This is a genomic window from Rhizobium sp. BK289, from assembly GCF_014193575.1.
GTDB lineage: Bacteria > Pseudomonadota > Alphaproteobacteria > Rhizobiales > Rhizobiaceae > Rhizobium > Rhizobium tropici_C.
The window spans coordinates 464384-476724 of record NZ_JACHZO010000004.1 but is presented as its reverse complement, the minus strand read 5'-3'; the positions used below and the strand labels follow the sequence as shown (position 1 = coordinate 476724).

13 protein-coding genes are annotated in these 12341 nt (G+C 60.9%); 1 reads left to right on the top strand and 12 read right to left on the bottom strand.

The genetic code is table 11. The annotated features are described in order from the left end of the window. Positions 1-55: 55 nt before the first annotated feature. From FHT84_RS10725 to FHT84_RS10675, 12 genes are all read right to left on the bottom strand, one after another. Positions 56-607 carry a MarR family winged helix-turn-helix transcriptional regulator gene (locus FHT84_RS10725; RefSeq protein WP_112345518.1) on the bottom strand — a complete coding sequence of 184 codons (552 nt, stop codon included), beginning with the start codon at positions 605-607 and terminating at the stop codon, positions 56-58. Between the two features lie 55 nt (positions 608-662). Next, positions 663-1460 (bottom strand): ATP-binding cassette domain-containing protein, encoded by a 798-nt coding sequence (locus FHT84_RS10720; RefSeq protein ID WP_183762199.1) that lies wholly within the window; start codon positions 1458-1460, stop codon positions 663-665. Further along, positions 1460-2392: an ABC transporter permease gene (locus FHT84_RS10715; protein WP_183762145.1), complete on the bottom strand. Its 933-nt coding sequence runs from the start codon at positions 2390-2392 to the stop codon at positions 1460-1462. Before FHT84_RS10715 ends, FHT84_RS10720 begins: the two co-directional genes overlap by 1 nt. Beyond that, a complete protein-coding gene (locus FHT84_RS10710; protein WP_348647339.1) occupies positions 2389-3369 on the bottom strand; it encodes an ABC transporter substrate-binding protein in 981 nt (326 codons plus the stop codon). The genes FHT84_RS10715 and FHT84_RS10710 overlap by 4 nt, the downstream gene beginning before the upstream one ends. Positions 3370-3406: 37 nt before the next feature. Continuing rightward, complete coding sequence (locus FHT84_RS10705) at positions 3407-4627, bottom strand: alpha-hydroxy acid oxidase (RefSeq protein ID WP_183762139.1); 1221 nt, start codon at positions 4625-4627, stop codon at positions 3407-3409. Between the two features lie 35 nt (positions 4628-4662). Further along, complete coding sequence (locus FHT84_RS10700; RefSeq protein ID WP_183762135.1) at positions 4663-6090, bottom strand: FAD-linked oxidase C-terminal domain-containing protein; 1428 nt, start codon at positions 6088-6090, stop codon at positions 4663-4665. Beyond that, positions 6087-7016, bottom strand: coding sequence for a prephenate dehydratase domain-containing protein (locus tag FHT84_RS10695; protein WP_246698497.1), 930 nt, complete (start codon positions 7014-7016; stop codon positions 6087-6089). The genes FHT84_RS10700 and FHT84_RS10695 overlap by 4 nt, the downstream gene beginning before the upstream one ends. A gap of 196 nt (positions 7017-7212) precedes the next feature. Beyond that, positions 7213-8013 carry a class I SAM-dependent methyltransferase gene (locus FHT84_RS10690; protein WP_210278826.1) on the bottom strand — a complete coding sequence of 267 codons (801 nt, stop codon included), beginning with the start codon at positions 8011-8013 and terminating at the stop codon, positions 7213-7215. Positions 8014-8362: 349 nt separating this feature from the next. Then, positions 8363-9226, bottom strand: coding sequence for a DMT family transporter (locus tag FHT84_RS10685; RefSeq protein WP_169645471.1), 864 nt, complete (start codon positions 9224-9226; stop codon positions 8363-8365). Between the two features lie 328 nt (positions 9227-9554). Beyond that, a complete protein-coding gene (locus tag FHT84_RS31425; RefSeq protein ID WP_246698498.1) occupies positions 9555-9875 on the bottom strand; it encodes a DUF3459 domain-containing protein in 321 nt (106 codons plus the stop codon). Positions 9876-9968: 93 nt separating this feature from the next. Next, on the bottom strand, positions 9969-10658 hold the full coding sequence (locus FHT84_RS31420; protein WP_246698499.1) for an alpha-amylase family glycosyl hydrolase: 690 nt from the start codon (positions 10656-10658) through the stop codon (positions 9969-9971). Continuing rightward, positions 10639-11112 (bottom strand): MarR family transcriptional regulator, encoded by a 474-nt coding sequence (locus tag FHT84_RS10675; RefSeq protein WP_112345528.1) that lies wholly within the window; start codon positions 11110-11112, stop codon positions 10639-10641. Before FHT84_RS10675 ends, FHT84_RS31420 begins: the two co-directional genes overlap by 20 nt. 181 nt (positions 11113-11293) lie before the next feature. Here FHT84_RS10675 and FHT84_RS10670 point away from each other — a divergent pair, with 181 nt between their 5' ends. Then, positions 11294-12079 (top strand): DUF899 domain-containing protein, encoded by a 786-nt coding sequence (locus tag FHT84_RS10670; RefSeq protein WP_112345529.1) that lies wholly within the window; start codon positions 11294-11296, stop codon positions 12077-12079. The last annotated feature ends 262 nt before the right edge of the window (positions 12080-12341 follow it).

Here is a 12341-nt window from a genome sequence, read left to right as displayed (position 1 = left end):
GCCGTTCGGCGCAAGCGGCTGCCATCAATTCATAGTGCTGATCCGAACCGGGAGATCAGGTTCCAGGTTTGACGTCGGCCACGACAGCCTGCCAGCCGCGGGCAACCGCTCCGGCACAGGCATCTTCGATGCGATCAAGCATGGCATGCAGCGCCTCGCGTTCACCCTCGGATAGACTTTCGAGAATACGCGCTTCCATGGCCTGGCCGATGGATACGATCTCTTCGAGCACCTTGTAGCCTTCGGCTGTTAGTTCGACCGCAGAAAACCGCCGGTCACCGGCACCGGCATTGCGCCGGGCAAAACCTAAAGAGACCAGTTGCGCTATGCCGCGGCTGACGGCGAATTGATCCAGCGCACCGGCATGACAGATTTCCTTGCTCGAAAGCCCGGGTCGGCCGCCGGCGATTGCGAGAATTCGCCACGACGCTTGCGACAGACCATATCTTGGCCCGTAGTAGGACGCGAGCAGCTCGGCGGTGCTGCTTGCCACGAGAAACATTCGATAGGGTACCCAGCGATCCAGCCGAAAGGCCGGCTTTACCGCCGTCCCATCCTCGCGTTCCTCCGCCAGCCCCTTATCAGGTTGATCATTTTTTAATTGCATATTGCAGCTATATTCCAGCGAAGTTTCGAAAACAAGCGGCCGATCGCGGCGGCAATCAAGCGAGCAGCAGCCTGTCCTCGGCAATCTCGCCGCCACTCGCCGCTCCGAACAAGGCGATCAGGCCGGGTACATCATAGCAGGCCCGTTCATCCCCCGCGACGTCAAGCACGATGCGTCCACCGCTCATCATGATGGTGCGCTCGCCATAGTCGAGGGCATGGCGCATGCTGTGCGTGACCATCAGCGTGGTGAGGTGCTGACGTTCGCTGATCTCAGCCGAAAGCGCCAGGATGCGCGACGCTGCCTTGGGATCGAGCGCTGCCGTATGCTCGTCGAGAAGAAGCAGCTTCATCGGCAGCAGTGTCGCCATCAGCAGGCTTACCGCCTGTCGCTGGCCGCCGGAAAGCGTGCCGATCCCCGCCTTGAGCTTCCTTTCAAGTCCAAGACCGAGACTGGAAAGCTGTTCTTCAAACCGCGCGCGTCCATTCCGGCGGCCGAGAGCGAGGGACAGTCCGCGCCGCCCGGCGCGCGCGGAAGCGAGCGCGAGATTTTCCTCAACCGTAAGAGCCTCGCAGGTTCCGACCCGGGGGTCCTGGAAGACGCGGCCGATGAATCGCGCCCGTGCCTGGGTCGACAACCGCGTAACGTCGACGCCGTCGATGACGATCCGACCCCGATCGGGCGGAGTAGCGCCGGCAATGACCGAAAGCAGCGTCGACTTTCCGGCACCATTGCTGCCGATGACGGTTACGAACTGCCCTTGTGGGATCGCCAGGGACAGGCTGCGCAGTGCGGCCACTTCGAGAGCTGTCCCCGGGTTGAACGTGACCGATATCGTATCGAGATTCAGCATCATGAGGCCGTTCCTTCTGCTTTCGATGGCTCAGGCAGCCGGGTACGCCTTATGGAGGGCAGCTTCTTCAACCGCGTTTTCGAAATCATTACGGCGACGGCAACGACCAATGCGGTTACCAGATTGAGATCCTGTGCCTGGATTCCGATCACGCCGCCGTCGAGCGCCAGGGCAATAACCAGCCGGTAGATCAATGCACCGAGGATACAGCCGAACGTGGCTCGTGCGACCGATCCTGCACCGACGACCGTCTCGCCGATAATGACGGCGGCAAGACCGGTGACGATCGTGCCGATACCCATCGAGACATCGGCAACGCCCTGACTTTCGGCATAAAGCGCCCCGGCAAGCCCGACGAGACCGTTGGCGAGGGCCATGCCGAGCATGACCATGCGGCTATTATCGACGGCCTGTGCCTCGGCCATCCTCGGGCTGGCGCCGGTTGCACGCAAGGCCAGACCCATTTGCGTGGCAAGGAACCAGTCTACGAACATCTTTGCGGCCAATACGATGCAGAGGAGCAATACCGTATTGGTCCAGACCCCGAGCGCTGCGATCCCGTCGATCCGGGAAAAGATGGTATCGGTCCCATAAAGTGAAACATTCGGCTTACCCATGACGCGCAGATTGATCGAGAACAATGCGACCATGGTCAGGATCCCTGCGAGAAGGTTCATGATCTTCAACCGGACCGACAGGAACGCCGTGACGAAGCCCGCAGACGCGCCCGCGGCAAATCCGAGGAGCGTTGCGATGATGGGCGGCACGCCCGCCATGATGGTCGATGCCGCGACCGACGCGCCGAGCGGGAAACTGCCGTCGACAGTTAGATCCGGAAAATCGAGCACCCGGAACGAGAGATAGACGCCAAGGGCAACGAGGGCAAACAGCAGGCCTGCTTCGCAGGCGCCGGAAAGGGCAATCAGGCTCATTGGTCGATCACCTTCGCTGCGCTCTGTGTCATGGCTTCAGAGAGAGTGACGCCCATCTTCTTGGCCGAGGCGAGATTGAGGTAGAGATCCTCGCTCTCCAGCGTTCCGACCGGGATGTCGCCCGGCTTTGTGCCGTTCAGAACTTTGGCGGCAATCTCGCCCGTCAGCCGTCCCAGCTTGTAATAATTGAATCCGAGTGCAGCCATCGCACCCCGCTCGACCGAATTGGTGTCGCTGGCATAGACCGGGATCTTCGCGTCGACGCCGACCTTGACCACGCTTTCGACAGCGGAAACCACCGTGCTGTCGGTCGGCAGGAGGATCACATCGGCCTTGCCGACGAGGCTGCGGGCGGCGTCCGGCACCGCGGCCGACTGTGCCGCCGTCGCCTCGACGATACTCATGCCGATCTTCGCCGCCTCGGTTTTCATCTCAGCCACTTGTGCGACGGAATTGGCCTCGCCAGCATTATAGAGGACGCCGATCTTCGTTGCCGTTGGCGTCAGTTTATGGATCAGTTCGAAGGTCAGGTTCAGAGGCTGCTTGTCGCTGGTTCCGGTCAGCGTGCCGTCTGGTTGAGCGAAGCTTTTGATCAATTTCGCGGCGACGGGATCGGTCACAGCCGAGAAGACGATCGGGATTGCTCCTTTGGCTGCGGCCTGGCAGGCCTGGGCAGACGGTGTGGAGATGGCAACGATCACGTCGGGCGATTTGCCGGCAAATGTCTTGGCGATCTGCGTCTGCGTCGGCATGCTTCCTTGAGCGCTTGCGATGTCGAGCGTGACGGTCTTGCCGTCGACGAAGCCGGCATCGGCCAGTGCATCGACGATCCCTTTGCGGGCCGCATCGATGGCCGGATGCTCGACGATATAGGTCAGCGCCACTGTCTTGTTCGCCGCAGTGGTGACCGTGGCGGAGAAAGACAGGAGCAGGGCCGAGAGGGCCAGTGCGTGTACGAAAGCGGTTCTGCGTTTCACCGGAGCAATCTCCTTGTAAGGTTTTGGCAATGACGGGTCAGGCGGCAAATGGTGACTGCGGGCGGGGTGACATGGGTTCGCGGGCGGAAACCTGCTCGGGCCGCAACAGCATTGGAGGAAGGCGAAGCTTGGAAGGTCGAAGATCGGCAATGGTGGGCGCACCCATCATTGCCTGGGCGACGTCGAGTTCGGCGGCGATGATGGCAAGGGCTCTGAACACGGCATTCTCGCCGCCACTCGCCAAGGCGTAGAGTGTCGCACGTCCGAGCTGCACGGCCGTTGCTCCAAGCGCCAGCGCCTTGGCAACATCGGTGCCGCTGCGAAAGCCGCTGTCGACCAGGATTGCGAGCTTGCCCCCGACGGCGCTGACGAATTCCGGCAGGATGTCGATACTCGCGACGGCTCCATCGAGTTGCCGGCCGCCGTGATTGCTGACCACGATGCCGTCAAGCCCAAGCTCGGCTGCCCGGCTGCCCTGCCTCGGATTGAGCAATCCCTTGAGGATCAGCGGTCCCTTCCAGCGATCCCGTATGAAGGCGATATCGTCCCAGGACACGGTCGGGTCGAGCTGCTGTTCCATCACCTCGGCAATCGTTCCTGCGGATTTGAGGTCGAACCCGGCTTCCATGACTTTCAGGCGTGGAGCGCCGGTCATGGCCATTCGCAAGGCCCATCCGGGATGGGCCGCAAGGCTCAGGAGCTTTCTGGGCGTCCAGCGGAACGGCAGCGAAAAGCCATTGCGGGCATCGCGCAACCGTCTGCCGGGAATGGCGTTGTCGACGGTAATCTCGAGCGCTTCGAAGCCCAGCGCTTCGGCCTGCTTCAGGAGCCTGAGGCTTACCTCGCGGTCCCGGAACAGGTAGAGCTGAAACCACTTCCTGCCTTCGCCGGCGGCGGCCACGGCTTCCATGGTCGCGCTGGCCGCCGAACTCATGACAAAGGGGATTCCCGCTCGTCCGGCGGCCCGGGCCAGCGCCTGGTCGCCTGCGGGCCATGCCGCGCCTGCCAGTCCGGTCGGTCCGATGATGACTGGCATTGTGAGCGGCTTGCCAAAGAGCGAGATGGCGGCAGAGCGAAGGCCGACGTCGACCGGGGCGGAGCCGACGAGACGGATCCGATCTAGTGCCGCACGGTTTTCGTGCAGCGTCAACTCCGAGCCGGCGCCGCCGTCGAAGAAGTCAAACACCATTTTCGGCAATGCGCGCCGCGCGGCGGTTCTGAAGTCGGCGATCGATGCCGGACCATGCGGATTGGACATAAATTCTCACTACCTCCCTGGTTTATGGATCTCGCTCAATTGAAAGGCGGCGCCTCGGCGAGATTGAAAATCTTGCCAGGATTCATGATGTTGTGAGGATCGATGGCGCGTTTGATCGCGGCCATGACCCGGATGGCAGGCCCGTGCTCCGCGACAAGCGCTGCTATTTTGCCGTGGCCTATCCCATGCTCGCCGGTCGACGTTCCCTGCAGCGTGATGGCGCGGGCTGCGAGACGCTTGGTCAGAGCCTCAACCCGCTGGCGCTCATCGGCATCGGCGGGATCGAAGAGGACGCAAAGATGGAAATTGCCGTCACCGACATGGCCGCAGATCGGTGCGAGGAGGCCAAGATCCCGCACGTCATCCTTGGCGGCGAGTATGGCCTCGACAAGCCGCGATACCGGGACGCAGCTATCCGTGGGAAGGGCACTTGCGCCCGGACGTAGCGCAAGATTGGCCCACCAGATATCATGGCGTGCCTGCCAGAGCCGGCCCCTGGCCTCCGCCGATACGGCGGTATCGAACCGACTGGCGCCGGCGGCACGCGCCTCCTCCTCGATGAACGGCAAGGCGGCCTCGACCGCCGCGCGGCTGCCGTGCAGTTCGATAAAAAGCGTTGGCTCGACCGGCAGGGAGAGTTTTGAATAGCGATTGACGGCCTCGACCTGCAGTTCATCGAGCAGTTCGATGCGTGCCAGGGTGTCGGTGAGCCTGGTCGCAACAAGCACGAAGCCGACCGCCTGTTCCAGCGTGGAGAAACTCGCCGAAATCGCAACGATGTGGTCCGGAATCGGATGCAATTTGACGGTGACGTCGGTTACGATGCCGAGCGTGCCTTCCGATCCCATCCAGAGACGTGTCAGATCGTAGCCGGCAGCCGATTTCCGAGCATGGCTTGCGGTGCGGATCCGATCACCATTGGGCAGGACGACGCCGAGTGAAACGACGTTGTCTTTCATCGTGCCATAACGCATGGCATTCGTGCCGGAGGCGCGCGTCGAGGCCATCCCGCCAAGTGAGGCATCCGCGCCGGGATCGACGGGAAAGAACAGCCCTGTATCGCGCAGTTCAGCGTTCAGGCGCTTGCGGGTTACGCCCGCCTCGACCGTCGCCGTCATGTCGTCCGGTCGAATCGTCAAAATCCGATCCAACCGTGAGAGATCGATGCATATTCCACCCATGAGGGCTGCAACATGTCCTTCGCAGGACGTGCCGGTCCCAAACGGGATCACCGGCACGTCAAAGGCGTGGCAGGTCGCCACGATACGCGATACTTCCTCCGCCGTATCAGGGAAAACGACCGCGTCCGGCGGATAGGACGGATACCAGCTTACGTCATGGCCATGCTGGTCACGCACGGCCGGCGCCGTTGTCAGCCGATCGCCAAAATGCAGCTTCAACTTCGTGATTGCGGCGTCGACAAGATCGCCATGGCGTCCGTAGTGGTTCACTGCGGTCGTCATCGTCCCGCCTCCTGCTGGCTATCGGACCATCGAAAGGCGGCCGGAGGCTTGGTCCCCCCTGACGAGAGATGTTCCTCGCTGCGGTTGCGCAGATGGCGGCTCGCCATCGGAAATGTCCCGAGCACGACCAGCTCCCGAGCATGGCGGGCGAGAGTATCGAGCGCATCGGCCACCTCCGGTGTGGCCGGATCGCCCTCGAACTCGCAGAGGAAGCGGGACGGCACGAATTGCCCGCCGACAAGGTAGCTTTCGATCTTGGTCATGTTGATGCCGTTTTCGGCAAATCCGGCAATGGCGTGGTAAAGGCAGCCCGGCCGGTTCTGTGTGCGGAAGACGATCGTCGTCAGAAGCTGTGTTTTCTGCTCGGCCGCTTGAGGTTCGGCAGACAGCACATAGAACCGCGTCGTGTTATGCGGATCGTCTTCGACATTGCGTTTGAGGATATCCAATCCGTAAAGGTCGGCGGCGAGATCCGAAGCAATCGCGGCTTCGCTCGGATCCTCACAAGAGGCCACCAGCTCGGCGGCGTGGGATGTCGTCGGCGCGGCGATGGCCTCGAGATCGAGCGCTGCGATAAGGCGGCTGACCTGACCAAGTGCCACGGGATGCGAACGCACCCGCCTGATGCTTGCAAGCGATGCGCCCGCCGGTGCCATCAGGCAATGTTCGACGCGCTGAAAATGCTCGCCGACGATATGCAGACCACTGTCGGGCACGATTCTGTGCACATCCGGCACGCGCCCGACCAGGCTGTTTTCGCATGGTAGGAGGATCCGGTCGACTTCACCGCGGACGGTGCTGGCGATCGTGGTCTCCAAGCTCGGCAGGGCAATGCGGTCCGCGGATGGGAACGCTGTCCGGCAGGCAACATCCGCGAATGCACCGGGCCGACCGTTATAGCCGACCTTATGGACTGTTGTGTCCAAGCCGAGTTTCGTGCCAACCGGATGCGATGCGCTTGCATTCGGATCGAAAGGGATCGCGGGGGAAGGGGTCTTAGACCCAGGGTTTGCGGCGGTCGAAGTCATAGGCGATCTCCGAAGGAAATTTGTGCACGCCAGGTCACGCCGCGGGCGGTATTGTGCCGTCCCGCGTCGAGCGCCTGTCATCGCTCATCCATGATTAATTTGCGGTCGGCAGCCTTGTTGTTTCCATCACCGTCATCGGCCAAAGCAGGGCGATGCCGTTGCCGTCGGAAACGATGTCAAGATGGCGTTCCGCTGCAACAAGGCAGTCGTCATCGGTGAAGATCTCGGTCGCCGAGAACAGCAATCGTAGAAAATGTCCAAGATCCGCCTTGGTGTCGAAGCGCCAGCGGGTGGTGACATCGGTAAATTGAGGCTTGTCCCATCCGGTCAGAGCGCACAGGCTCGTTGCAAATTCCCGCGAAAGGAAAGAGACCTCGTGGCCGGTACAGCAACTCAGCGCGATGAAATCGTCGAAATAGGCGGCAAGCCGCGTTCCGGCGAAGATGTCGGCAATCACCAGCTTGCCGCCGGGCCGCATATGGGCTGCGATCGCCTTCCAGGCGGCAGTCTTGTCGGAAATATGATGCACGGCGCCGCGCGACCAGGCCATGCCAAAATCGCGGATCGGCAGGTTGAGCATGTGCGCTGCCTGACCGAAGACCCTGATCCGGCCGTCACTTTCGAGTTCGAGATCCTCAAGCTGCTCGGTGGACGGATCGGTCGCGACCAATAAGCCGGCAGGGCCGACATCTTCGGCGATCGCGCGGCTGAAATGACCGTTGCCGGCGCCGATTTCCAAGACGCGTCGGCCGTCGATCGGCTGCAGGAAGCGGCGCATGGCGGCAATATCGTCAAGCCAGGCATCGGGAAAGAGATGGAGTGCATCACGGTAGGTCGCCGAGCGGCGGCCGGAAAAGACGACCTCAGATTCGATCGGTGTCGAGGACATATACATGACATATGCCTTCCAAAATTGTTGCGGTTCGGACATCTCCCTAGATTCTAGTTATACGGGTAATCGCGGTGCGATTTACCTCTTATGATTAAAACTACAACATAGATTTGCTAGGAAATCAATTGCTATTTGCAAGTAATTTAGACATGCATAAACTTTGGGCAATCGCTCCGATTGGAGGCACTTTAGCCGAGGAAATAGCCGGTTCTGAGGGATATTCTTCACAACGGCGGCAGCGCGTCGCAACTGCAGGGGTGAACTGCGAAACTACAGTGGGACCATTATCGCAACACGCCAGCCTCTGTGACGGGTAAGGCCCGATCGCAGATGGCATTGTGATTGCCCAGTTTCAGGCGTTGAGCACCAGGATATTGCCAAGAAGGATTGTCGCGCCACCAAAGGCAAGACGGGTATCGATGTGCAGGCCTTCGAAGATGACCGAGATCGTTATGGCCACAATCGGAACAACTGTCAGCGCATAGGCCGCCCGTGCAGGGCCGACCTTCTCGATGAGCGTGAAATACATGAGAAACGTAACGCAGGAGGCGACAATTGCGAGATAGGCGAGCTGCGCCAGATAGCCAGCGGTGACAGGTATCGTAAGAGACGTGCCGACGACGACCGCCCAGGCGACCCCGAAACCGCATCCGCACAATGCGCCCCAACCCATGAGCACCGGGATCGGCAGGCCGCGCCGCTGGTTGCGTGCAGCAATCGCTGTCCCCGCACCCGTCGCCACCGCCGCGACGCCTGCCCAGATGAAGCCCATCACGGTTTGCGGGTTGAGATGCAGCGCGAAGATCTGTGGGGCGGCGACGATGCCAAGACCCAGGAGACCACAAATTATACCAATCGTCGCGCGGCGGCTTATCCGCAGATTCAGAAGCAATCGGCTGACGATGGCCGCGAACAGCGAGGAGCTCGATAGCACCAAAGCTGCAATCCCGCTGGGAATACCCTTCGTCGCCTTATAAAAGGCGATGAAGGCAAGTCCGAAAAACAACACGCCTTGCAACGCCACCCAAGGACGGTCGCTGCGGGCTATCGTGATCGGTCTGCCGGTGGCGATCGAAAATCCGAGCATGCCTAACCCTACGAGAAACATGCGGATTGCGACCGACAATTCGGGAGCAGAAGCGCTTGCTTGGAGGGACGTCACAATGGCGCCAGAACCCCAGAAAAGTACGGTCGCGAGAAAGAGGGCTGCGGTCATCTCACATCCTTTGTAGCTGGAATCCAGGCAAGTGCCTGCTTTGGCGTGATGCGCATGGGATATGAGGCATAATGTCGATCATTTACTTGTAAAATGCAACTAATAGAAATTCATATTCTCGGCGCCATCATAACCCTTGGCTCTCAAGCGCGGCGACATCGGGCGCGGAAGTTGAGCAACGTCGATGTCCCTGCAGAGCTCTCCCGTGGTGCAATATGGCTCGCACCGGTGCCGGTTCTCACCGCTATGACCGACGGGTGGAGCTCTCGGCGAGTTCAGGACCGGCGCCGAGGAGGAGACCCCTGGCAGGTCTGCCAGGAGATAGTTTTCAGTTGCGCCTCGAAGCCGCGAGCACGGCCCATCCGTGCGATGGCAGTCGGACCGACGTTGCGCGACCGGGAAAGGTCGTTCTCACCTCGGCAGCTCCGGCCAGCACATCGCCGCCACCCGGCGCAGAGAGAATGGCGTCGCCATCACTGAGATTGAGCGCCACGAGAAGGCTGTTGTCGTCCGCTTCCATGGCCCAGACGGCCTCCCGCTTTGTGAGGTGAATCTTGCGGCTTCTGGCTTTGAAAAGCCAGGGGTGACGACGGCGAAGGCCTATGAGCTGCTGATGAAGTCGGTAAGTCGACCAGCCGAACGGTGCCAAACCCTCCGGCGTCGAGGGAAAGGCAGGCCGGACCGCATCATCGCCGCCCGCCCGGTTTTCCTTGATACCTCGAAAGGCCTGCTCATCACCCGCTTAGATGGTTGGCGTACCGCCGATGGTCAGTAGGAGTGCCAAGGCGTGGGCAAGGTGCCGTTCGTCGGTCAGCCGGCTCGCCAGTCGTGTCACGTCATGGTTTCCAACGAAGGTGAACGGCCGAGGGACTGCATAGGCTGCATCGAGCCGCCATCCAGAGGCGCCCCGGTCCAGCCAGTGGTTCATCACGCGCGTCACATAGGCGATGACATCCGGTGACTCATGATTGAGTGCGACCAGTGCGTGATGTCCTTCGAACGTCGCATAATCGGGCTCGCCTGCGCTGTCCGCGCCGCCGAGCCAGCGGAACCAGCCCGCTTCAACGGAAGTTGGGCCGCTCTCAAGAGCTGCCCGGAGAAGCGGAAAGTCCCTTCCGACATGGTTGAAGACACCATCGAGAACGACCCGCAATCCGCATCGTTGCGCCTCGGTGATGAGCTGGTCGAAATCCCCGCCATCTCCCAGGCGAGGATCTATCCGAAAATGGTCTATCGTGTCGTAGCCGTGCGTCGATGAGGCAAAGATCGGTCCCAACAGGAGACCTGATGCCCCCAGCGCGACCGCATAATCGAGCCAATCCACGATGTGGGCGAGACGATGACGAAGGCCGGTTTCCGCATGCTGCGCGGCCCCTACGAAACCGAGGGGATAGAGATGCCAGAAGACGGCATTATCGATCCAGCGAGTCATGAAGCCCCGTATCCCGTTTGCCATGGCCATCGAAGGCCAGCTTGAGCATGATGTCGGCGGCCGCGATCAAAGCCGTGCGCTCCTCTTCTGAAAGCGCTCCCAGCATTGCATCGCGCAACCACGCCTGACGCGCGCGTAAATCGTCCGCGAACACGGTCTTGCCCTTCTCCGTCAGAGCGATGATCAACGCTCGCCGGTCGGTCGGGTCTCTCCGGCGTTCGATCAGCCCGTCGCGTTGGAGACCGGCAATGATCCGCGTCAGAGATTGAGGTTGAAGGCGCTCCTCGGCGGCCAGTTGCACGGCCGGCGTTGGTCCAAGGCGACCGAGCGTTCCAAGAAGACTGATCGCGGCCAGCGTCACCGCGCCTTCCGGGCGCTCCGAGCGCAAGCGCCGCCCGAGCGCGAGGACGGCACGGAGCAGGAAGAGAGCTTCTTGATCAAGATCTTTCGCCATATGCTACGCATAGCGTATCAATTGGAGAAAGGCGAGTCCTCTCCTGCCGACGCCGGTTGTCCACCAAGCGAATCCCGGCAGAATTGTTACTCCCGGCCTCTCGCCATTCGGCGGTAATTCTTTCATGGCGACCGTTTGGATCACAGCTCCTAATGGCAACTCAGCGTGAAAGGAGAAGCTCATGAACACCGACAATGAATTGACCAGAACCCTCCCGAATCATCCCTCCGTCGTTTCGGCCAGCGAATGGCGCGCGGCGCGGCAGGCGATGCTGATCAAGGAAAAGGCACATGTCAGGGCGCGTGATGCGCTTGCCGCCGAGCGCCGGAGGATGCCTTGGATGGCCGTCGAAAAGGATTATGTGTTTGAAGGGCCCGACGGCAAAGCCAGCCTGCACGACCTTTTCGCAGGGCGCCGACAGCTGATCGTCTATCGCGCCTTCTTCGAGCCTGGGGTCTTCGGTTGGCCCGATCATGCCTGCCGCGGCTGCTCGCTTGGCGCGGACCAGGTTTCCAATCTGGTCCATCTAAACGCACGTGACACCACTCTCGTCTACGCGTCTCGCGCATCACAAGAGGATATCAGGCGACTGAAGACGCGCATGGGGTGGGAACACATCCCCTGGTACACGATCACAGACGACTTCGATCGAGATTTCGGGGTCGACGAATGGCATGGTCACAATGTCTTCATTCACGACGGCGGCCAGATCTACCGTACCTATTTCACCGATAATCGCGGCGACGAGGCATTGGGCACCGTTTGGAGCTATCTCGATCTAACCCCGCTTGGGCGACAGGAAATCTGGGAGGATTCTCCGGCAGGTTATCCGCAGGAGCCTCCGTATAAATGGTGGAACTGGAATGATAACTACGAGACCGAGGTAACACCCAGTGCGCGATGGGCAGAGGTATCGGACGCAGGCGAGGCGGCATTCCGCAATGGGAAAGCCGAGCCGAAGCGATAAGGGCGGCCATCCACGGTTCGAAGCAACCGGCACTATCAGGCATGGACGCATCGCGGTGTGTCCTGTCGGCCTGCGGACCCACATTCTACGGCTGAGTTTTGTGCAGCGTCGATGTTGGCTCAGGCCGGTGCGACCCAACAGTCTCTGCGAACTTCGGCCACCGCTTAAGCGGTGGTTGACGCGGAAGTTGTGGGCTGCAGGTCGAAAAGACGTGGCCGGTCCGTCCTTCCGCTGGACGATCAAACGACGAAAACCTAAAAGA